Here is a 22,070-nt window from a genome sequence, read left to right as displayed (position 1 = left end):
GTCAGTCCCTCCCGCCCTGCTGCCAACGGGAGCGCTGAAGCCCGAAGAAGCTCAACAGGATTGCCGCGACCAGGAACGGGATCATCGCGTTCGAGATCGCCGCGCCCTCGCCGAGATTGCCGCCGGTGATGGCGCGCTGGAACGACAGCGTCGCCATCAGATGGGTCGCGTTGATCGGGCCACCGCGCGTGATGGTGTAGATCAGCTGGAAGTCGGTGAACGTCATCAGCACCGAGAACGTCATCACCACCGCGATGATCGGCGACAGCATCGGCAGCGTGATGTGGCGGAAGCGCTGCAGGTTGGTGGCGCCATCGAGATTGGCGGCCTCGTAAAGCGACGGCGAGATCGTCTGCAATCCCGCCAGCAGCGTGATGGCCACGAAGGGGACGCCGCGCCAGATGTTGGCGAGCACCACCGACCAGCGCGCATTCCAGGGATCGCCGAGGAAGTCGATGTAGTGGGTCAACAGGCCCGCCTTGATCAGCACCCAGGAGATGATCGAGAACTGGCTGTCATAGATCCACCAGAACGCGATCGCCGACAGCACGGTCGGCACCACGAAGGGCAACAGCACGATGGCGCGGACCATCGACTTGAACGGCAGCCGCTCGTTGAGCAGCAGGGCCAGGTAAAGTCCGACCGCGAATTTCACGATGCTCGCGAACACCGTGTAGAAAATGGTGTTGAACACCGACAGCCAGAACACGCTGTCCTTGGACAGCGAGACGAAGTTCTGGAAGCCGATGTAACGACCGACGCCGCCGATCTTGGTGTCGGTCATGCCGAGCCAGAATCCGAGCGCGAGCGGATAAGCCAGAAACAGGATCAGGATCGCGATCGCCGGCACCATGAACATGGCGCCGAGAAAATGCCGGCTTTCGAACGCCCTGCTCCACAAGCTGCTGCGCTTGACTTCCGCAGCGGCGGGCTCGGCGATAACGGCCATGTCGGACTCCCCTCAAAGAACGACAACGGCGGCGCCCAGCAAACCGGACGCCGCCGCCTGTGGCTGATCAGACCTGGTAGTAGCGCTTGGCACGCTCGGCAGCGCGCTTGGCTGCTTCCTGCGGCGTGGCCGAGCCGGATGCGGCTTCCGCGAACATGTCCACCACCACGAAGTCGCCCATGACGGCGGCCGAGGCGTAGCCGAGATCGCCGGCATAGCCGTTGTCGCGGCAGCGCTTCAGGCAGTCGCGATACGGCGTGATCTTGGGATCGGAGGTCCAGACCGGGTTGTCGTTATAGGCCGGGAGCGGCGGCGAGACGTAGCCGTTGGAGGCCACCTCCCACGCGTCGTAGTTCTCCTTGTCCATCATGAACTTGATGAATTCCTTGACCGCCTTCGGATACTTCGAGTGCTTGTAGCCGTAGTAGACCAGCACGTTCTGCTGCTCGGTCGACACGCCCACGGGGCCGATCGGCATCGGCGCGTGGTTCATGTCCTTGGCGATCTCCTGCTGCTTCGGATCGGTCGAGTTCTTGCCGACGGTCCAGATCGAGATGCCGTTCAGGGTGAGGCTGAGTTCGCCGTTGAGGAACGCCTTGTTGTTGTTCGAGTCGTTCCAAGACAGCACGCCCGGAATGAACGTCGCATAGAGCTGCTTGACGTATTCGATCGCGGCGATCGTCTCCGGCGAGTCGATCACGACCTCGTTCTTGTCGTTGACGACCTTGCCGCCGAACGCCCACAGCGCCCACTGGCACCAGCCGTTGGCGTCGCCCGTGGCATGGCCGAGCGCGAAGCCGGCCGGCGTGTTGTTCTTCTTCAGGGCCTGGCACAGCTTGAGGAAGCCGTCGGTGTCCTTGGGGAATTCCTCGAAGCCCGCGGCCTTCACGTGGCTGATGCGGTAGTTGAGGCAGCCGCCGGTCGCGCCCTGCGGGATGGCGATCCAGTTGTTGCCCTTCTTGCCGTAGCGCTCGGCCACCGGATACCAGCCGCCATATTGCTTGCCGAGATAGTCGGCGACGTCGGTCACGTCGATCAGCTTCTCGGGGAACTTGAAGGGATCGTCGAGCGTGCCGACGATCAGATCCGGACCGGCGCCGACATTGGCCGCGACCGCGGCCTTCGGGCGGATGTCTTCCCAGCTCTCGGCCTCGAGCTTGACCTTGATGCCGGTCTTTTCGGAGAACTTCTTGGTCTGCTCGGCGAACTTGTCGAACTCCGCCTGGATGAACTGCTTCCAGCGCAGCACGCGAATGGAGGCGTTCGGCTCCGGCGTGTTGGTCCACTCCGCAGCACGCACCGGGACGATCCCTGGGCCAGCGAGCAAAGCTGCGCCGCCCAGGCTGGCTTTAAGCACACTACGCCTGTCGAAATGGCTCATCGTTCTCTCCCTGAATTTTATATTTTGTATTTAGTCGTCTTACGTCACGAAACGCCGCTACATGCGCTTGCCGGTCGCCTCGTCGAACAGATGCACCAGGGCCGGATCGGGCTTCAGCTTTACCTTGTCGCCCGGGTTGAACTGGTGACGCTCGCGGAAAACCGCGACGACCTGCTCGCCACCGACCTTCGCAAACACCTGCGTCTCCGAACCGGTCGGCTCGACCACGACGATCTCGGCGTCGGCACCGTCATCGGCGATGGTGAAATGCTCGGGACGGACGCCATAGACCACAGGCTTGCCATCGGAGCCCGCCGGCGCGCTCTTGAGCGGCAGCCTGACGCCGTTCGGTCCCTCGAAGGTCGCAACGCCGTTGACGCGGACATGCCCCTTCAGGAAGTTCATCGCGGGCGAGCCGATGAAACCCGCGACGAACTGGTTCTCCGGCTTGTCGTAGAGCTCGAGCGGCGTGCCCATCTGCTCGACAATGCCGTCATGCATCACGACGATCTTGTCGGCCATGGTCATGGCCTCGATCTGGTCGTGGGTGACGTAGACGGTCGTGGTCTTGAGCCGCTGGTGCAGCTCCTTGATCTCGGTGCGCATGGCGACGCGCAGCTTGGCGTCGAGGTTCGACAAGGGCTCGTCGAACAGGAATACCTGGGGATCGCGCACGATGGCGCGGCCCATGGCGACGCGCTGGCGCTGGCCGCCGGAGAGCTGGCGCGGATAGCGCTCGAGCAACGGCGTCAGCGCGAGGATTTCGGCAGCGCGCTTGACGCGCTTGTTGATCTCGTCGGAGCCGGCGTTACGCAGCTTCAGCGAGAAGCCCATGTTTTCGCCGACCGTCATGTGCGGGTAGAGCGCGTAGTTCTGGAACACCATCGCAATGTCCCGCTCCTTGGGCTGGACATTGTTGACGACGCGGTCGCCGATCGAGATCGTTCCGGAGGTGATGTTCTCGAGGCCTGCGAGCATGCGCAGAAGCGTCGACTTGCCGCAGCCGGAAGGGCCAACCAGGACGACGAACTGGCCGTCCTCGATCGGAATCGAGACGCCGTGCAGGACTTCAAAATTGCCGAACGATTTCCGCACGTCGCGGATTTGCACAGACGACATCTAGGCTCCCTCCTCCGACTTAGACGACGCAACTGTGGCGCCGCCACCGTCTTGTTTTTTCTGAACTTCGCCGACCCGAAGCCCCTCTTAACAGGCGACATTGTCGGCAGTTTGTGCGGCTTTGGCAATTTGTCTTTGGTTAGTCGTTGCTGGTAGCGCTGTCAACGATCCTTTGTTTGCGGGAGTGGCTGTGTTAAGAGCAACAAATGGGACGAAAGCGCACCAAGTCGGGCAAGATTCGGTTGGCGGAAGTCGCCGAGCTCGCCGGCGTCAGCCCCATTACGGCCTCCCGCTTCTTCCGCAATCCCGAGGCGCTGTCGGTCGCCAAGCGGACGCGGGTCGAAAGCGCGGCCCGGGAGCTCGGCTATGTGCCCAACCTTGCGGCACGCGCGCTGGCCTCGCAGCGCACCGAGGTGATCGGTGTCTTGATTCCGTCACTGACCAACAACGTGTTCTCCGACGTGCTGCGCGGCATCTATGACGCCTCCGAAAGCAGCCGTTACTCGATCCAGCTATCCAACACGCGTTACAGCATCCTCCAGGAGGAGAAACTGTTGCGCCTGTTTCTGGCGCAGAAGCCGGCGGGACTGATCGTCACGGGCATCGACCAGACCACGGAATCGCGCGCGATGCTGGAGGCGGCCGACTGCCCGATCGTGCAGATCATGGAGATCGGGCCCAACCCGGTCGACATGATGATCGGCTTTTCCCATTATGATGCAGCGCGCGCGGCGATTGCTCATTTGTTCGCGCAGGGCCACCGCAGGATCGGCTTTGTCGGCGCGCGCATGGACCCGCGGGTGCAGCGCCGGCTCGACGGCTACGTCGCGGCCATGAAGGACGCCGGCCTGTTCGACCAAAGACTGATCGTGACGACGGCGACGCCGACCTCGGTCACGCTCGGCGGTGCGCTGTTCGCCGATCTGCTCGCGCGCGAGCCCGGCATCGACTCGGTGTTCTGCGCCAATGACGACCTCGCGCTCGGCGTGCTGTTCGAATGCCGCCGACGGGACATCGCAGTCCCCGATCAGATCGCGATCGTCGGGTTCAACGACCTCGAATTCATGGCCTCCTCGGTGCCGACGCTGACGAGCGTCCGGACCAACCGCTACGAAATGGGCAGCGCTGCTGCCGCGATGCTGATCGAGGCGATCGAAGGCAAGCGTCCCGAGGAGCCCGTGCTCGATCTCGGCTTTACCGTGATCGAGCGGCAGAGTTCGCAGACGCAGCGGCTCGCGGCCGGCCCGCACACGCCGGAATGGGCGCCAGCCGTACAAAATGATAGCGTTACCAACGACCCATGAGTAGTATCCCTGCCATCAGGAAACGTTCGCCAGCAGGCGGGCCGTCACGACATGCTCGCGCTGCCGGGCATCGCACCGATCGGCATCCCGGACGCCGGCCCGTGCGTTTGCATTGAAGGAGAATCCAATGACAAAAAAGCCAACCAATGGGCATGCGCCCGCCGGTAACGGCACCCGCCGCCACCTTCGCTCGCAGGACTGGTTCAACAACCCGCATAATCCGGGCATGACCGCGCTCTACATGGAGCGCTATCTGAACTACGGCCTCACCCGCGCCGAGCTGCAGTCCGGCAAGCCGATCATCGGCATCGCCCAGACCGGCAACGACCTCTCCCCCTGCAACCGCCATCATATCGAGCTCGCCCATCGCGTCCGCGAAGGCATCCGCGAGGCCGGCGGCATTGCGATGGAATTCCCGACCCACCCGATCCAGGAGACCGGCAAGCGCCCGACCGCGGCGCTCGACCGCAACCTCGCCTATCTCGGCCTGGTCGAGATCCTCTACGGCTATCCGCTCGACGGCGTGGTGCTGACCACCGGCTGCGACAAGACCACGCCCGCCTTGATGATGGCGGCGGCGACCGTGAACCTGCCCGCGATCGTGCTGTCGGGCGGCCCGATGCTCAACGGCTGGCATGCCGGCGAGCGCACCGGCTCCGGCACCATCGTCTGGAAGTCGCGCGAGCGGCTCGCCGCGGGCGAGATCGACTATGAAGAGTTCATGGAGATCGTGGCGTCCTCGGCGCCTTCGGTCGGCCATTGCAACACCATGGGCACGGCCTCGACCATGAACGGCCTTGCCGAAGCGCTCGGCTTCTCGCTGCCGGGCTGCTCGGCGATTCCGGCCCCCTACCGCGAGCGCGGCCAGATCGCCTACGAGACGGGCAAGCGCGCCGTCGAGATGGTCTGGGAAGACCTCAAGCCCTCGGACATCCTGACCCGCAAAGCGTTCGAGAACTGCATCGTCATCAATTCGGCGATCGGCGGCTCGACCAACGCGCCGATCCACATCAATGCGCTGGCCCGCCATATCGGCGTGGAGCTGTCGATCGATGACTGGCAGAAGTTCGGCCATGACGTGCCGCTGCTGGTCAACATGCAGCCGGCCGGCTTCTATCTCGGCGAGGAATTCCACCGCGCCGGCGGCGTGCCGGCCGTGGTGCGCGAATTGATGAAGCACAAGCGCATCCATGAGGACGCGGTCACGGTGAACGGCCGCGGCGTCGGCGAGAACTGCAAGGATGCGCCGAAGCCCGACAACGACGTGATCTGGGCTTATGACAAGCCGCTGGTGAAGGACGCCGGCTTCCTGGTGCTGAAGGGCAATCTGTTCGATTCCGCGATCATGAAGACCTCCGTGATCTCCAAGGAATTCCGCGACCGCTATCTCGTCAACCCGAAGGATCCGAATGCCTTCGAGGGCCGCGCGATCGTGTTCGAGGGTCCGGAGGACTATCACGAGCGGATCGATGACGCTTCGCTCGACATCGACGAGCACTGCGTGCTGTTCATCCGCGGCACCGGCCCGATCGGCTATCCCGGCGGCGCCGAGGTCGTGAACATGCAGCCGCCGGCCGCCCTGATCAAACGCGGCATCCTGTCCCTGCCCTGCATCGGCGACGGTCGCCAGTCCGGCACGTCGGGCTCGCCGTCGATCTTGAACGCCTCGCCGGAAGCCGCCGCCAATGGCGGCCTTGCGATCCTCAAGACCGGCGACAAGGTGCGCATCGACCTCAACAAGGGCAGCGCCAACATCCTGATCTCGGACGACGAGTTGAAGAAGCGCCACGCCGAATTGAAGGCCAGCGGCGGCTTCAAGCACCCGGCGAACCAGACGCCCTGGCAGGAGATCTATCGCAACACCGTCGGCCAGCAATCGACCGGCGCCTGCATGGAGCTCGCCACGCGCTACCAGAACATCGCCGCCGCGTTTGGCGTGCCGCGGGATAATCACTGACAGCGACACCGTCATTGCGAGGAGCGTAGCGACGAAGCAATCCAGACTGCCCCCGCGGCAAGAATCTGGATTGCTTCGCTTCGCTCGCAATGACGAGAAACCAACAGTCAAATTTTCAAGGTGAGGAGAACAAGAACATGGCAGACCGCCTCAAGGGTAAGCGCGCCGTCATCACGGCTGCAGCGGCAGGCATCGGGCGCGCATGCGCCCTCGCATTCGCGCGTGAAGGCGCAACCGTCATCGCCACCGACATCAACGAGGCCGGCATCGCCGGCCTGACCAAGGAAGGCATCGCCGAGGTCGCAAAGCTCGACGTCCGCAACACCGCCGACGTCAACGCCTTCGCCAAGCGCATCGGCAAGATCGACATCCTGCTCAACGCCGCCGGCTTCGTGCATCACGGCACCATCCTGGAGTGCTCGGAGGAGGATTTCGATTTCTCGTTCGACCTCAACGTCAAGTCGATGCACCGGACCATCAGGGCGTTCCTGCCCGACATGCTCGCGGGCGGCGGCGGCAGCATCGTCAACATCTCGTCCTGCGCGGCGCTGCGGCCGCCAGCGAACCGCTACGTCTACAGCTCCTCGAAGGCCGCCGTGTCGCTGCTGACCCGCGCGGTCGCGCTCGACTTCATCACCAAGGGCATCCGCTGCAACTCGATCTGCCCCGGCACGGTCGAGACCCCCTCGATGCTCGATCGCGCCGCAGCCCAGGGACCGCAGGGCAAGGAGATGTTCATCTCCCGCCAGAAGATGGGCCGGCTCGGCACCGCCGACGAAATCGCCAACATGGCGATCTATCTCGGCAGCGACGAGAGCGCGTTCACCACCGGCGTCGACCTCGTCGTCGACGGCGGCTACATGCTCTGATCACTCTTCATCCCGAGGCGGCGCGCCAGCGCCGTCTCGAGGGATGGGCCACGGGCTCCATGGTTCGAGACGCGCGCCAGTTGTGCGCTCCTCACCATGAGGGACAGATAAGAGGATTCATCGATGAACAAGATTGATCTCCAGGGCCGCGTCGCCGTCGTCACCGGCGGCGCGCAGGGTTTTGGCCGCGCGATCACCGAGCGCTTCGTCGCCTCCGGTGCCAAGGTCGCGATCTGGGATTTCGATGCCGCGCTGGCCGAGAAGACGGCGAAGGAAATCGGCGACAGCGTCCGCGTCGTCAAGGTCGACGTCACCGACACCGCAGGCGTCGAGCAGGCGCGCGATGCCACGCTTGCCGCCTTCGGCAAGATCGACATCCTCGTCAACAATGCCGGCATCGCCGGCGTCAACAAGCCGGTGTGGGAGACCGATCTCGAGGAATGGCGCAAGGTGCTGCGCATCAACCTCGACGGCCCCTTCATCGTCTGCAAGGCGATCGTGCCCGTGATGCTCAAGCAGAAATACGGGCGGATCGTGAACATCGCCTCGATCGCCGGCAAGGAAGGCAATCCGAACGCCTCGCACTATTCGGCGTCGAAGGCCGGCCTGATCGCGCTGACGAAGTCGCTCGGCAAGGAGCTCGCCGCCCATGACATTCTCGTGAATGCCGTGACGCCGGCGGCGGCGAAGACTGCGATCTTCGACCAGATGACGCAGCAGCATATCGATTTCATGCTGTCGAAAATCCCCAAAGCCCGCTTCGTCCTGGTGGAAGAGCTCGCCGCGATGGCCGCGTGGCTTGCATCCGAAGATTGTGCCTTCTCCACCGGCGCGGTCTTTGATATTTCCGGGGGACGGGCGACCTATTGAGAGCGTGATGGTCCGTCCAGGGAGGCGGACCATGCAGCTTGGGCGTCGGGATTTTGTGAAGTTCGCAGCCGGCGCAGGCGCGCTGCCGCTGCTGTCGCAACGAACGCTGGCGCAGCTCGCGCCCAACCCGCCGAGCATCCGCCCGCCCTCGCCGGCCGAACGCGCGGCGATGGGCCGGCTGGCGCAGAGCTTCATGGGCAAGTTCGACGTGCCGGGGCTCTCTTTTGCGATCGGCTATGCGGGTGCGATCGTCCATCAGGCCGCCTTCGGCGTCGCCGATCGCGAGCAGAATGAAGCAACGACGCCGCAGCATCTGTTTCGCATCGCCAGCGTCAGCAAGATGATCACCTCGGTCACGCTGTTTCGGCTGATCGAGGAGAACCGGGTCAAGCTCACCGACCGCGTGTTCGGTCCCGGCGCGCTGCTCGGCACCGATTACGGTGCGCCACCCTACTCGCCCGGCATCGACCAGATCACGCTCGAGCATCTCCTGACACATACCGGCGGCGGCTGGACCAACGACAACCGCGATCCCATGTTCACGCATCCGCACATGGACCACGCGCAGCTGATCACCTGGACGCTAGCGAACCGGCCGCTGGACCGTCCGCCGGGCCAGCACTATGCCTACTCGAATTTCGGCTATTGCGTGCTGGGCCGCGTGATCGAGAAGCTCACCGGCCAGCGCTATGCCGAACATGTCCGCGCCGAGGTACTTGGCCGTTGCGGCATCACCGACATGACGATCGCAGGCAACACAAGCGACCAGCGCCAGGCCGGCGAAGTCGCCTATTACTGCAAGGTCGAAAGTCCCTACGAGATGAACGTCCGCCGCATGGATTCCCATGGCGGCTGGATCGCGACTCCGACCGACCTCGTGCAGTTCCTGATGCACGTCGACGGCTATGCGCGGCCGGCGAACATCCTGCGGCCGCGCACCATCCAGGTCATGACCACGGCACCGAGCTATAGCCCGGACTATGCCAAGGGATTCTGCATCAACAGTTCAGGCAATTGGTGGCACAATGGCAGCCTGCCCGGCACCAGCACCATTGCGGTCAGAACCCATGGCGGCTTCTGCTGGGCCGCCTTCACCAACGTCAGCCGGCCGAACACCAAGATGGATGACGAACTCGATGAGCTCAACTGGAACATGGCGCGGCAAGTCAGCGAATGGCGGGTGGCATGATTAGAGAAGGTGGATGCCTGTGCGGCGCAGTGCGGTTCAAGGCGGAGGGCGAGCCGCTGAATGTGCGCATCTGCCATTGCCGCATGTGCCAGAAGGCGATGGGCTCGCCTTACTTCGTTCGCGCCCAGTTCGACCAGAAAGCGCTGACGGTCGAGGGCGACACCGGCCGTTACGCATCGTCCGAGGCCATCGAGCGCGTGTTCTGCAAGAATTGCGGAACCCGGCTGTTCTCCTGGCGGCGCAACGGCACGCTGGCCGGCGTGGCGCTCGCGACCTTCGATGACCGCAATGCCTTCGCGCCGACCGAGCACATCTGGGTGTCGGAAAAGCTCGCCTGGCTGAAGCTCGACGACGGCCTCAAGCAATATGAGAGGACGATCCCGGCGTAACGTCAGGGCCGGCTTGAAGCAGGCAAGCTGGCGGTCTCAACGCGCCGTCCTGTCGTCGTGGCCAGCCAGATTCCCGCAAACACCGCGACGATGCCGGCGGCGAGATTCCAGCGCAGCGGCTCGTTCAGCAGAAAGGCACCGACGAGCGATGCCGTGATCGGATTGACCGTCACCGAGATCGCTACGCGCGTCGGCGTCGTCCGCTCCAGCGCGAAGGCCCAGAGATAGAAGGTCAGCGCCGCGCCGAAGGCGCCGAGGTAAAGCGCGGCGAGCCATTGCGGCGTGCCGAAATTTGCGACGGGCGCAAAACTGCCGCGGAAACACGAGAGCAGGACAAGGCAGACGGCGCCCGCTGCCATGCTCATGGTGGTGAAGGCGATCGGGCTGGAGCGCCGGATCAACGGCCTCGACCAGATGCCGTACAGCGCCATGCACAGCGCAGCCGCCATCATCAGGAGATCGCCGCGCCAGGCGCCCGATGGCGCCGCGTTGAGGTCCGTGAGCAACGCGACGGCAACGCCTGATGTTGCCACCACGACGCCGATCGATTTGCGCCAGCTCAGCGCCTCGCTGCCGAGCGCGGCGCCTATCACGAGCGTCAACAGCGGCAGCGTCGACAGCGCGAGCGCGCCGCGCGCGGCTGTCGTGAAGATCAGCGATGCGTTGAACAGGATCGGAAACAGCGCGAAGAAGAGGATGCCGAGCCCGACAGCAACAGCCCAGTCGCCCCGCGACGGCCAGCGATCGCCACGCAGCCATGTCAGCGGCAGCAGCAGCAGAAAGCCGATCCCGAACCGGAACGAGCCGATCGCCAGGGGATCGATGCTGCCAACGAGATAGCGCGTCGCACCGATCGAGGTGCCGCCGAACGCACTCGATAGCACCGCAGCCAGAACGCCAAGAATCTCGCCCACCATCCCTCCCGTCGAACGCCTGGACGAAGAGCATACGGGCCGTGCCCAAACTGGGAATGGAATTTCCGTCATGCTGGGATAACGTTCCATCATGACCGCGCCCGATCTCGATCCCGATCTGCTGAGGGCTTTTCTCGCCGTCGCCGAGCATCGCTCGTTCACGCGCGCGGCCGATCAGCTCAACCGCACCCAGTCGGCGGTGAGCGTGCAGGTCAGGCGCCTCGAGGAGCGGCTCGGCGCAAAGCTGTTTCACCGCAATCGGGCCGGAATCGTGCCGACCGCCGCGGGCGACGAGTTGCGGGCCTATGCGCAGCGCATCCTTGCGCTCCATGCCGAAGCAATCGGCGCGTTACGCGCACGCAAGCCGGAAGCCGTCATCCGCCTCGGCGTGATGGACGATTATGGCACGATCGTCATTCCGCCCCTGCTGGCGAGCTTTGCCAAGGAGTATCCGGCGGTGCGGGTCGAGATCGAGACCGGGCTGACCGCGACGATGCCGGCGCGGCTCGGCGAAGCCTATGACCTCGTCATCGCCATGCATCCGCAAGGGCGTGGCGACGGCGAGCTGTTGCGGCGCGAACAGGCCGTCTGGGCGGCGGCCACCGCCTGCCGCGCTACGGCTGAAGACACTCTGCCCGTCGCGCTGTACCCGCCCGGTTGCCTGTTTCGCCAATGGGCCGCAGACGCGCTCGATCGCGCCGGCCGGCGGTGGCGGCTCGCCTTCGTCAGCCGGACGCTGGCGGCGGTGGAATCGATCGCGGCGGAGGGCCTTGCGATTACCGTGGTGAAGGCCGGCATCCTGCCGCCTCGGCTCCGCGCTCTCGGCGCACGCGACGGCCTGCCGCCGCTTCCCGCGGCCGACATCCGCCTCCACCGCGCGCGCAACCTGCCGCGCCCGGCGGCCCGGCTTGCCGATCATTTGCAGCGTGGCATTTCGGAACCGGCCATCCTATCTTGAGCCGAAGCGTTGCTGCACCGCCGGTCTGGCCAGGTCGTCTGCAAGGCGACGAGCAAAACCGGACGAGATGCAAATTGAACATTTCCCTCTATGACCTCTCGGTGTGGGTGCTGCCGCTGGTGCTTGCCATCACTTTCCACGAGGCGGCGCACGGCTTCGTCGCGCACCGCCTCGGCGACAACACCGCCTGGCAGCTCGGCCGCGTCAGCTTCAATCCGCTGCGCCATATCGACCCGTTCGGCACGCTGATTCTGCCGGCGATGCTGCTGTTTGCGCATTCGCCCTTCCTGTTCGGCTACGCCAAGCCGGTGCCGGTGAACTTTCGCAACCTCAACAATCCGAAGCTGGACATGGTCTGGGTCGCCCTGGCCGGCCCCGTCACCAACATCCTGCTGGCGCTGGTCGCTGGCCTCGCCCTGCACGCCCTACCCCTGGCGCCCGCCAGTTCGGCGCAATGGATCTTCGACAACCTCAAGAATGCGCTGCTGATCAACGCCGTGCTGGCGGTCTTCAACATGATGCCGATCCCGCCGCTGGACGGCGGACGGGTCGCGGTCGGGTTGTTGCCACGGCCGCTTGCCCTGCCGCTGTCACGGCTCGAGCCGTACGGCATGATGATCCTGATCGCGCTTCTGATCCTGCTGCCGCTTGCGGGTTCCCAGTTCGGTCTAAATCTTGATGTTATTTCAGCAATACTGCGAACGTTGACCGGTTATGTGATTCAAGCTGTTCTCTTCGCTACCGGCAATGCGTAGTTGAAGACACTCCTTCAAGACCATGCACTTGAAGATCCCGGACTTGAAGATCCTGCACTTGAAGACAAAGCCGAAGGGCTAGAGGCCAACTTGGTCAAAGCTGCCGATATGCTGATCGCGCGACGCGCCGACACCCGTGCCCGCGCCGATTTCGCCACCTGGAAGATGATGGCCAAGCTGAATGGGTTGTCGGCGCTGCCTGCGGACGCACAGGGCTTCCTCGACGGCTACAAGAAGCTGCTGGAGCGGATGAGCGAGGGCGAGGCGGCCGAAGCCACCATCGCCGAGGTCTACAAATCCTACTATCTGGAGATGGGTGGCGCCGGGAACCCGCCCGACGTCCGCTCGCGGCCGGCTGAGCCGGTGGCGGACAATGTTACCGCCTTCCGGCGCCCGGCCCCCAAGCCGAAGAAGGCCGCCATGTTCGGAGCGGCGATGTTCGGTGGAACCGAGAAGCGCCCCCTCCCGGTGGCGCTGATCTTCGCCTGCCTGGTCGTGGTCTACGTCTCGATCAAGTTCTACTGGCGCTGAAGGTTATTTCGACGGCTTCTTGAAATTCACCGGCAGGCTGAAGGCGAACTGATCGTCCGTCAGGTCGGCCGGCGGGACCGGCACGGGATCCGAGCGGCGCACCATGGAGATGGCCTCGCTGTCGAAGGCGGGATCGCCGGAGGACTCGGCCACGTCGACTGACACGACATTGCCGCGTCGGTTCAGGACCAGGCTGAGCTTGACCGTCGTCGTCTTGCTCTTGTCCTTGGGATAGCGCTTGTGCAGCTCGAAATAGGCGCTGATCCGCTTGCCCCACTCGGCCGTCAGCTTGCGAAGGTCCTTGCCGATGCCCTGGTTGGGGGCAGCCGCCTTCTCGTCCTCGCGCGCGTCTTCGTGTAGCGCCTGCCTCGCCGATTCCTGGGCGTTCGGCATCTCCTCGACGGCCTGGGTTTCGACCTTGGCCACTTTCGTGGTGTCCTCGACCGGCTTCTTGGAGTCGTTCTCGGTGACGAGGCGGTCCGGGTCTTCGGCCTCCTGAGGTATTTCCTTCGGCAGATCGGTCTCGTGAACCTCGGCCTGCTGCTGCATCTGCTGCGGCTGATACTGCGAGGCTTCGCTATCCGGGCCGGGAGGCAGATCCGTCTCGGGAAGCTTCGGCGAGGTCATCTCGACGGCGTATTCCGCGCCGTTGGCGCCGAGGCCATCGTCGCCGTCGTCGGCACGAAGGTTGGCGAGCGCCAGCGCAGCCCCGCCGAGATGCAGGCCAATCGCGGCGATCGCGGCCAGAATCCAGAGCCGCCGGGATGGTTTTGCGTCGATTACAGGGTCGGACATCGCGCTGCCGTCAGGGTTGGACCGCCCCCTGCGCCGGCCCAGCCGCCGCAGGAGGTGCTTCGAGCGCCACCAGCTTGATCCGAGAATAGCCGCCGGACCGCAGGATTTCCATGACGCCCATCAACTCGCCGTAAGGCACGGCCTTGTCGGCGCGCAGGAACACGTATTTGTCCTTGCTCATGTCGGCGATGGCGTCGAGCGAACTGACCAGGTCGGTCCGCTTGACCGCGTTTTCGCCGATCGCGAGCGTCAGATCGGGCTTGATGCTGACATAGGTCGGCTTGTCCGGCTTCTTCTGCGGCGTCGCGCTCGAGGTCGGCAGGTCGATCGGCAGATCGACCGTCGACAAGGGAGCCGCGACCATGAAGATGATCAGCAGCACCAGGATGACGTCGATGAACGGCGTGACGTTGATGTCATGCGTTTCCGAGAAGTCGTCGTCGTCATCGTTGTCGGTGAGCGAGACAGCCATGGCCTACTCCGCCGCGCGCGAATGTGCGCTGCCGTGGCTACGATCGAGATCGCGCGACAACAGCCGCGCCGCCGCTCCCGAGGCGCGGCTGACGAGCTCGAGATAGCCCTTCGTCACGCGCGAGAAGTGATTGTAGATGATGACGGCCGGGATCGCCGCGACAAGGCCGATGGCGGTCGCGAGCAGTGCCTCGGCGATACCGGGAGCGACGACAGCGAGGTTCGTCGTCTGCGACTTCGAGATGCCGATGAAGCTGTTCATGATGCCCCAGACGGTACCGAACAGGCCGACGAAGGGCGACGTCGAGCCGATGGTGGCGAGGAAGCCCATGCCGATGCGAATACGGCGCTGTTCGGCGCGCACGATCTCGGCGAAGCTCGAGGCCGCGCGCTCCTTGATGCCGGTGTCGCTGGAGAGGCCCGCCGACATCCGCGCCTCGCGCAGCGCTGCCGCCAGGAAGGACGGCAGGATGCCCTGCTTGGTGCCGAGCGCCATCTGGGCTTCCGCAAGCGAGCGAACCTCGGCGATCTTCTTCAAGGCCGACCGGAGCTTGGCGGACGCGACCGACAGTTCGATCGACTTCGCGATGAAGACGGTCCAGGTCACGAGCGAGGCGAAGGCAAGCCCGATCATCACCGCCTTCACGATGATGTCCGCCGACATGAACATCACCCAGGGCGACAATTCCTTCATGGCCGGCGCGATGCCGGCCTTCGGCGCCGCCTCGGATGCCGGGGCGACGCTAGCCTCGGTCGCGCTGGGCGCGGCGGCCGCGGGCGCAGCCACCACGGGGGCGGCCGTCGACGGCGCGGGCGCCGCAACATTCGGCTGTGCCGCAACTGCGGGAGCAGCCGGAGCCGGCTGGGCCGCCACGGGTGCCGGCGCCGCAACGGGCCGTGCCGGCGCGGCCGGCTGGGTTTGTGTCTGGGCAGAAACAGGAGCTGCGAGCCAGGTGGCCGTCAGCAGCACGGCTGCAGCGAGGCTTGCTTGGAAAGATGTGATCTTCATACTTCGGCCCAGTAGCGAATGAGGTTGTGATAGATACCCGTCAATTTGACCGTTTCGGGATCGTCACGCCCGAGCCGTGCCACCAGCGCCTGAATGGCGGTGTCGAGATCAAAGATCATGCTGCGAGCTTGATCGTCCCGTATCATGCTCTGGAGCCAGAAGAAAGACGCAACCCGCGCTCCCCTGGTCACCGGCGTGACCAGATGCAGGCTGGTCGAGGGATAGAGCACGCAGTCCCCGGCTGGCAACTTGACTTCGTGCGAGCCGTAGGTGTCCTCGATCACAAGTTCGCCACCGTCGTAATCCTCAGGCTCGCTGAGGAACAGCGTGACCGACAGATCCGTGCGGATGCGAAGGCCGGTCAGCCGGTCGCCGCGGATCGCGTTGTCGACATGCAGGCCGAAATGGTGGCCGCTGTCCGCCGCATAGCGGTTGAACAGCGGCGGGAAGATCTGGAGCGGGATCGCGGCTGCCAGAAATCGCGGGTTCGCCGTCAACGCCGAGATGATGCGATGGCCGAGCTTGCGCGCGACCTCGCTATCCGGCGGCAACTGCTCGTTGCGCTTGACCATTGCTGACTGCGCGCCCGCGGTGGAACGGCCGTCTTCCCATTCACTGGCGTCCATGATGCGGCGGAAATCCGCCACATCTTCCTTGCTCAGGACGCCGTCTATGCATGTCAGCATGGCACCTCGTTATTTCTCCATCAGTAGCGCGCCGAAAGGACCAGATAGGCGGCCCGTCCCGGTGCTTCCAGCACGAAGGGCGCGGCGCTCTGGTACAGCGCGTCGTAGTAACGCTTGTCGAAGATGTTGTTGACGAACAGCTTGACCTGCCAGTTCTTGTTGATCTTCGCTTCCGCGAACATGTCGAAGCGCCAGTAGCTGGGGATCGAGGTGCCCTGGTTGGCCGCGAGGAACGTGCCGCCGTAGATCTTCGAACGGTACACCGCCTGGCCGCCGAGCTCCCACACGTCGTTGATCTGGTACTTCGAAAGCATGCTGAACGACTGGTGCGCGACATTCGAGAGCGGCAGGCCGACGTTCGTGGTGTACAGGGTCGTGTTCGCCGGCGGGATCAGCGACTTGGTGACCTCCGATTGCATCAACACCAAGCCGCCGAAGACGCTCCATTTGTCGGTGATCTTGCCGCCGACGCCGAGGTCGATGCCGCGAATGCGATAGGCCGCGCCCGCGGTAATGAGGGACACGATGCTCCCCCCGGCCCCAGCTATGTTGCGGGATTCACGCGCGTTGTCCTTCTCCGTCTGGAACAGCGCAGCGGTCAGTAGCAGATGCCGGTTGAACAGCTCCCATTTTGTGCCGAGTTCGATCGCCTTGTTCTTTTCGGGCCCGAATATCTGGTTGGGATTGCCGTTCAGGGATGGAGCCAAGCCACCATACTGAACGCTGGTGCCGTCGAATTCGGCACCGACGGGGTTCGACGAGGTGGCATAAGCGACGTAGACGCTCCCGTTCGGCAGCGGCTTCAACGTGAGGCCGAGGTTGAAATTCGGCATCAAGTATTCTTGCTGCTGCTGGCCAAAGACGTTTGCCACACCTCCAACGGTGCCATATCCGGTCGCCTTGATGTTGTAATCATCATAGCGAAAGCCGCCGTTCAGGATCAGCTGGTCGTTGTAGTTCGCGCTGTCCATCACGTAGACACTCTTGGTGTCGATGGTGACCTTGGTGGGCAGACCCGACAGGCCCCCGGGAATTCCGAACGGAAGATTCGTGAACTGCGGATTGAAGACGCTCACGCCGGACAACGATCCCGACCCGCTGAAACCTCCGGGTAGAGCTTCGGAGCTGAGACCGGTATATTTGTCGATGGATAATCTCTCGTTGTCGTATTCGAAACCGGCCAGAGCCGTGTGCTTGAATCCAGCACCGTCACTAAACTTGTAAGTCGCCTCGGTCTGGTTGGCGATCACGTTCGTGGTCTGGAAACGGCTCTGCGGATTGGCGCTGAGCGTCGAGGCCGACAACGGGGTAGCCAGAACCGGGCCTTCCGGAAGCGTGCCAATGTAGTTCTGGGTGGAATAAGAATCCCGAAACTTGTTGGTGAGCAACAGGTCTGGCGTGATCTGCACTTCGGCATTGAGAGTGCCGATGTCCTGACCGGTTCGGAAGAAATCGCGATTGACGAAGCCATACCAGGCGTTTCTGTTCGATCCGAAGTCGGGGAACGGGCCGCCGGCTGTGCTCGCCGTGCTCGGCCGGTAGTACGGCACGCCGAAGTCCGGCAGGCCGGTCAGTTCGGTGTGAATGTAGTTCGCCTGGATTTTGACCGCATCGATCGGCTTCCAGGTCGTGGCAACAAACGCGCCGTCGCGATTGTCCTTGACGTAATCGCGCCCGGCAACGCCCGCGTCCTGAAACATGCCGCCCGCACGCACAGACCAGCTCGGATCGATCACCTGGTTGACGTCGAGCACCACGCGCTTGGTCTTGTCGGTGCCAAACGTGGTATCCATGTTGTAGAAGCTCTTCTCCGCCGTCGCCTGCTTGGTGACGATGTTGATCGCACCACCAGCGGTACCGCGACCCGCGAAAGTCGAGCCCGGGCCGCGCAGGATCTCGACCTGCTCGGTGAAGAAGTTTTCACGCACGCTGACGCCGGAATCACGCACGCCGTCGATGAAGACGTCGTTGCGAGCATCGAAGCCGCGGATGAAGAAGCGGTCGCCGAAAGCGTTGCCGCCCTCGCCTGTGCCCAGGGTCACGCCGGCGGTGCTCAAAATCGCCTGCTTCAGCGTCGTGGCGTTCTTGTCCTCGAGCACTTCCTTGCTGAGCACCGTGATCGACTTCGGCGTATCGACCAGCTTCTCGGGAAACTTGCCGCCGGCCTGAACGTGATCGACTTTGTACGGCGCAGCCGGATCCGCATAGGGATTGCGATCGGGCGCCGGCCCGGCCGCATCAACGACCGGGGCCGTTGCTGCCTGCTGGCGCTGCGCGGCACGGCGCAGCGCATTGCGGGCGCGAACCTGATCGGGTGTCGGCTTTGCAGCGGTGGAGCGCGGACGTTCCTTCGGGGCATCGACGTTGACGGGGGGCAGCGTCGATTGTTGCGCCTGCGCGCCGCCCGAGACGGACGCGGCCGCGATCAGGCTCGCGACGGCAGACACGGTCTTGCCGGTCGCGCCATCGAGATTGCTGCCCAATGATTTCCGAACCGCGACCGAACGCAACGACCGCGGTGTTCTTGTAACGCCCATCACACGCCCCACTGTGCTTCTTCTGCTTCCAATAGTCGCGTTGCGACAACGCGACGCATTGGTGCTACCGAGCGTGTTCAGGGGGGTCAACGCGATCACGGCAACACTGGGCAACAAACCAGCCACTTCATAGCGATTCTAAACTTGCTCACGCATTTCAGTTTGAACCGTTCTAAACTGAAGTTTGTAAGCGTTCTAAACTGGTACCAAGTTGCGGATGGCGCGCATCGTGGTCGATTGCAGGAGCGCAGGGACGCCTGCCGTGGCAGGCATCCCGTTTTTGGAACGGCGCAATCAGAACGTCATCAGAACTTGGCCGTCGTGACGATGTAGAACGCCCGCCCCGGCGCGACCGCGACGAACGGCACGGCGCTGCGATAGAGTGTGTCGTAGTAGAGCTTGTTGGTGAGGTTCTGGGCGTAGAACTTCATGGTCCAGTTCTTGTCGATCTTCTTCTCGACGAACGCATCGAAGCGCCAGTAGCTCGGCAGCTCGTTGCCGGTGTTGGCCGCGAACGTGCCGCCATAGACCTTGGAGCGATACACCGCCTGCCCGCCGACTTCCCAATCGCCGTCGAACTTGTACTTGGTCAGCATGCTGAACGACTGGTGGGCGACGTTGGCGAGCTGCAGGCCCAGGTTGGAGGCGATGTTGCTCTGCGTGACCTTGGACTGCATCAGCACCAGGCCGCCGAAGATGCTCCAGCGATCGGTGATCTTGCCCTCGGCCTCGATGTCGATGCCCTGGATCTTGTAGGCCGCGCCCGAGGTGAGGAGGCCCGCAGCGTTGGTCTCGCGCGCATTGTCCTTCGTGGTCTGGAACAGCGCCGCAGAGACCAGCAGGTGACGATCGGCGAGCTCCCACTTGGTGCCGACCTCCGCCGCCTTGTTGCGCTCGGGCCCGAGCAGAACGGTCGTGTTGGCGGGAACGCCACCGTAATCGGTGCCGGTCGCGTCGAGCTCCGAGCCGAACGGATTGGCCGAGGTCGCGTAGGCCGCATAGATGCTGCCGATCGACATCGGCTTATAGACCAGGCCGACGTTATAGTTGACCAGATCGGAGTTCATTTTCAGATAGGCCGCATTGGTCGACGAGCTCATGTTGTAGCCGTCGTAGCGGATGCCGCCATTGACGATGACGGTGTCCTGCCAGTTCGCGGTGTCCATGACGTAGACGCTGCTGGTGTTGACACCGTAGCGCGTCGGATTGCCCGTCAGCGTCGGTGTGCCGAAGCCACCGACGTAAGTGGACTGAGGGTTGTAGAGATTGATCCCCGAGAGAGCCCCGTTGCTCGTGAAGCCGGAGCCCGCCAGCTCCGATGCAAGACCCGAGTAACGATCGATCGAGATGTTCTCGTTGGTGTATTCGACGCCGAACACCGCGGTGTGCTTGACCCCGCCGGTGTCGAGCTTGAACGTGGCCTCGTTCTGGTTGGCCCACACGTCCACGGTCTGGTAGCGGCTCTGCGCGCTCGCCGTCGTGGTCCAGAGCAGCGGATTGATGTTGGTCGTCACCGGGTTCTGCGGCAGCGTGCCGATATAGTTCAGCAGCGAATGCTCGCCGCGCACCTTGCTGGTCAGCGTGATGGCTTCGTTGACCTTGTACTCTGCGGTCGCGGTGCCGAAATCCTGCCGCGCGGTCTGGAAGTCGCGGTTGAGGAAGCCGTACCAGGTCCCGCGCGGAATGCCGGCCGACGTCACCGGCACGTTGCCCTGCTTGTAATAAGGCACGCCGAAATCGGGCAGACCGCTGAGATCGGTGTGGACGTAGTTCGTCGTGATCTTGATGTCGTTGGTCGGGGTATACTTGGTCGACAGGAACGTGCCCCAGCGATCGTCGGTCACGTAGTTGCGGCCGGCAACATTGGCGTCCTGGAACAGGCCGCCGGTGCGCACCGAGAAGGTCGGATCGACGACCTGGTTGACGTCGAGCGTGACCCGCTTCGTCCGGTCGGTGCCGAACTCGGTATCCATCCGCTTGAAATTGACGTCGCCGGCCTGCTTGGTGACGATGTTGATGGCGCCGCCGGCGGTGCCGCGGCCGGCATAGGACGATGCCGGTCCGCGCAGGATCTCGATCTGCTCGGTGAAGAAGTTCTCGCGGATCGACACGGCGGGATCGCGGATGCCGTCAATGAAGACGTCGTTGCGCGCGTCGAAGCCGCGGATGAAGAAGCGGTCGCCGAAGGCGTTGCCGCCCTCGCCCGACCCCAGCGTCACGCCGGCGGTCGAGCGCCCGATTTCCTTCAGCGTCGTCGCATTCTTGTCCTCGAGCACTTCCTTGCTCAGCACCGTGATCGTCTTCGGCGTGTTCAGCATCGGCTCGGGAAACTTGCCGGAGGCCTGGACGTGGTCGACCTTGTAGGGCGCAGCCGGATCGGCATAGGGATTGCGATCCACTGCACCGGCCGGGGCCGGTGCCGCGGCGGCGGCCTGCTGCTGCGCCTGCTGGCGCTGCGCAGCGCGGCGAAGCGCGTTGCGCGCACGGACCTGCTCCGGCGTCGGCTTGGAGGCTGCCGGGCGCGAACGCTCGACCGGCGCATCGACATTCACCGGCGGCAGGCTCGACTGCTGCGCCTGTGCGCCGCCCGAGACCGACGCCACTGCAATCAGGCCGGCGACGGCGGACACCGCCTTGCCGGAATTGCCATCGAGTTCAAACGAATTCCTTGCCGCGATCGCACGCAACGATCGCGGAGCCACCGCCAGCCCCATTCCAACGCACCCCAATTTATATTCGTCGATCCGCGACATGCGCGACGAACGATGAGGCGGTGCTATCGATCACGAAAAATCAGGTCAATGCGAGGAGACGCGCGCGACCACTTGAATCGCTCTAGTTCAAATCGATTCTAAAATTTCGAATCGGAAACGATGAAATGTCGCGCGACATATTGAAGCAATCAGAAACGACGGCGCTTGTCTTCGCGCATCATTTTGCGCAGCCGTCAGTCGCTGCTCGGCGGCTTCATCAACGAGAACAATTCGTCGACGGTGCGCTGCGCGGTCGCGCGCACACGATCGGAGTTGTCCATGCCGGCGATGTTGATGCCGTTGACGACGGCTTTGATCTCGTCGCGAAAGTCGGTGAGGAAGCGCAAGGGATCACGCTGCTCGTTGGCGACGCGCGCGATCAACCCCGTGATCAAGATCTGACACGCGATCAGCTTGCCGTTCAGCTCGTCCATCATGTGCTCCCGTTGTGGCGGGCCGATATGAACGACACTGATTTTCCTGACAACCGCAACGGCATGCCGCCGGTTTAGAACCATCCTAACTGCGATCAATCCGAAACATCGACGATGCGGCCAGCCGCGTGCGACGCCACGCGCGCATGGTTGGTCGCTCACGCGGTCCGCGAGCACTGCCCAACTTTTGCACTTTGTCG

At 63.8% G+C, this 22,070-nt stretch carries 20 protein-coding genes; 9 read left to right on the top strand and 11 right to left on the bottom strand.

The window, feature by feature from the left end:
* Nucleotide 1: 1 nt before the first annotated feature.
* The 3 genes from NLM31_RS19075 to NLM31_RS19065 form a co-directional block, all read right to left on the bottom strand.
* On the bottom strand, nucleotides 2-949 hold the full coding sequence (locus NLM31_RS19075) for a carbohydrate ABC transporter permease (protein WP_254130835.1): 948 nt from the start codon (nucleotides 947-949) through the stop codon (nucleotides 2-4).
* A 67-nt stretch (nucleotides 950-1,016) separates the two neighbouring features.
* Nucleotides 1,017-2,330 (bottom strand): ABC transporter substrate-binding protein, encoded by a 1,314-nt coding sequence (locus NLM31_RS19070; RefSeq protein ID WP_254130834.1) that lies wholly within the window; start codon nucleotides 2,328-2,330, stop codon nucleotides 1,017-1,019.
* A 57-nt stretch (nucleotides 2,331-2,387) separates the two neighbouring features.
* Nucleotides 2,388-3,449, bottom strand: coding sequence for an ABC transporter ATP-binding protein (locus NLM31_RS19065; RefSeq protein WP_254130833.1), 1,062 nt, complete (start codon nucleotides 3,447-3,449; stop codon nucleotides 2,388-2,390).
* 206 nt (nucleotides 3,450-3,655) lie between these two features.
* Between NLM31_RS19065 and NLM31_RS19060 the strand changes: the two genes are divergently transcribed.
* The 6 genes from NLM31_RS19060 to NLM31_RS19035 all read left to right on the top strand — a co-directional run bounded on the left by NLM31_RS19060 (nucleotide 3,656) and on the right by NLM31_RS19035 (nucleotide 10,027).
* Nucleotides 3,656-4,753, top strand: a complete 1,098-nt coding sequence (locus NLM31_RS19060) for a LacI family DNA-binding transcriptional regulator (protein ID WP_254130832.1) — start codon at nucleotides 3,656-3,658, stop codon at nucleotides 4,751-4,753.
* A gap of 127 nt (nucleotides 4,754-4,880) precedes the next feature.
* Entirely contained in the window at nucleotides 4,881-6,710 is a 1,830-nt protein-coding gene (locus tag NLM31_RS19055; protein WP_254193249.1) for an IlvD/Edd family dehydratase, read from the top strand.
* Nucleotides 6,711-6,847: 137 nt separating this feature from the next.
* Nucleotides 6,848-7,579, top strand: coding sequence for an SDR family oxidoreductase (locus NLM31_RS19050; RefSeq protein WP_254193248.1), 732 nt, complete (start codon nucleotides 6,848-6,850; stop codon nucleotides 7,577-7,579).
* Between the two features lie 123 nt (nucleotides 7,580-7,702).
* Nucleotides 7,703-8,449, top strand: a complete 747-nt coding sequence (locus NLM31_RS19045; protein ID WP_254193247.1) for an SDR family NAD(P)-dependent oxidoreductase — start codon at nucleotides 7,703-7,705, stop codon at nucleotides 8,447-8,449.
* A gap of 31 nt (nucleotides 8,450-8,480) precedes the next feature.
* The gene (locus NLM31_RS19040; RefSeq protein WP_254193246.1) at nucleotides 8,481-9,638 is read left to right on the top strand and encodes a serine hydrolase; all 1,158 of its coding nucleotides are present in this window, start codon (nucleotides 8,481-8,483) and stop codon (nucleotides 9,636-9,638) included.
* Complete coding sequence (locus NLM31_RS19035) at nucleotides 9,635-10,027, top strand: GFA family protein (protein ID WP_254130827.1); 393 nt, start codon at nucleotides 9,635-9,637, stop codon at nucleotides 10,025-10,027. The genes NLM31_RS19040 and NLM31_RS19035 overlap by 4 nt, the downstream gene beginning before the upstream one ends.
* Before the next feature lie 2 nt (nucleotides 10,028-10,029).
* Here the strand turns inward: NLM31_RS19035 and NLM31_RS19030 are convergent, their stop codons facing one another.
* Complete coding sequence (locus NLM31_RS19030) at nucleotides 10,030-10,941, bottom strand: DMT family transporter (protein ID WP_254193245.1); 912 nt, start codon at nucleotides 10,939-10,941, stop codon at nucleotides 10,030-10,032.
* Between the two features lie 91 nt (nucleotides 10,942-11,032).
* Between NLM31_RS19030 and NLM31_RS19025 the strand changes: the two genes are divergently transcribed.
* From NLM31_RS19025 to NLM31_RS19015, 3 genes are all read left to right on the top strand, one after another.
* Entirely contained in the window at nucleotides 11,033-11,899 is an 867-nt protein-coding gene (locus tag NLM31_RS19025) for a LysR family transcriptional regulator (protein WP_254193244.1), read from the top strand.
* A 74-nt stretch (nucleotides 11,900-11,973) separates the two neighbouring features.
* Nucleotides 11,974-12,654: a site-2 protease family protein gene (locus NLM31_RS19020; RefSeq protein WP_254130824.1), complete on the top strand. Its 681-nt coding sequence runs from the start codon at nucleotides 11,974-11,976 to the stop codon at nucleotides 12,652-12,654.
* 108 nt (nucleotides 12,655-12,762) lie between these two features.
* Nucleotides 12,763-13,185, top strand: coding sequence for a hypothetical protein (locus NLM31_RS19015; RefSeq protein ID WP_254135381.1), 423 nt, complete (start codon nucleotides 12,763-12,765; stop codon nucleotides 13,183-13,185).
* 3 nt (nucleotides 13,186-13,188) lie between these two features.
* Here NLM31_RS19015 and NLM31_RS19010 read toward each other — a convergent pair whose 3' ends face one another.
* The 7 genes from NLM31_RS19010 to NLM31_RS18980 form a co-directional block, all read right to left on the bottom strand.
* Nucleotides 13,189-13,980 carry a TonB family protein gene (locus tag NLM31_RS19010; protein ID WP_254193243.1) on the bottom strand — a complete coding sequence of 264 codons (792 nt, stop codon included), beginning with the start codon at nucleotides 13,978-13,980 and terminating at the stop codon, nucleotides 13,189-13,191.
* Nucleotides 13,981-13,990: 10 nt separating this feature from the next.
* Nucleotides 13,991-14,452 (bottom strand): TonB system transport protein ExbD, encoded by a 462-nt coding sequence (gene exbD, locus NLM31_RS19005; protein WP_254130822.1) that lies wholly within the window; start codon nucleotides 14,450-14,452, stop codon nucleotides 13,991-13,993.
* Nucleotides 14,453-14,455: 3 nt separating this feature from the next.
* A complete protein-coding gene (exbB, locus tag NLM31_RS19000; protein WP_254193242.1) occupies nucleotides 14,456-15,460 on the bottom strand; it encodes a tonB-system energizer ExbB in 1,005 nt (334 codons plus the stop codon).
* On the bottom strand, nucleotides 15,457-16,146 hold the full coding sequence (locus NLM31_RS18995; RefSeq protein ID WP_254130820.1) for a Fe2+-dependent dioxygenase: 690 nt from the start codon (nucleotides 16,144-16,146) through the stop codon (nucleotides 15,457-15,459). The genes exbB and NLM31_RS18995 overlap by 4 nt, the downstream gene beginning before the upstream one ends.
* Nucleotides 16,147-16,166: 20 nt before the next feature.
* Nucleotides 16,167-18,683 (bottom strand): TonB-dependent siderophore receptor, encoded by a 2,517-nt coding sequence (locus NLM31_RS18990; protein ID WP_254193241.1) that lies wholly within the window; start codon nucleotides 18,681-18,683, stop codon nucleotides 16,167-16,169.
* A 305-nt stretch (nucleotides 18,684-18,988) separates the two neighbouring features.
* Nucleotides 18,989-21,397, bottom strand: a complete 2,409-nt coding sequence (locus NLM31_RS18985; protein ID WP_254193240.1) for a TonB-dependent siderophore receptor — start codon at nucleotides 21,395-21,397, stop codon at nucleotides 18,989-18,991.
* A gap of 233 nt (nucleotides 21,398-21,630) precedes the next feature.
* Nucleotides 21,631-21,870: a hypothetical protein gene (locus NLM31_RS18980; protein ID WP_254135380.1), complete on the bottom strand. Its 240-nt coding sequence runs from the start codon at nucleotides 21,868-21,870 to the stop codon at nucleotides 21,631-21,633.
* Between the last annotated feature and the right edge of the window lie 200 nt (nucleotides 21,871-22,070).

It is taken from the genome of Bradyrhizobium sp. CCGUVB4N, assembly GCF_024199945.1.
GTDB lineage: Bacteria > Pseudomonadota > Alphaproteobacteria > Rhizobiales > Xanthobacteraceae > Bradyrhizobium.
The sequence above is the reverse complement of the archived record's forward strand: the minus strand, read 5'-3'. Positions and strand labels throughout refer to the sequence as shown.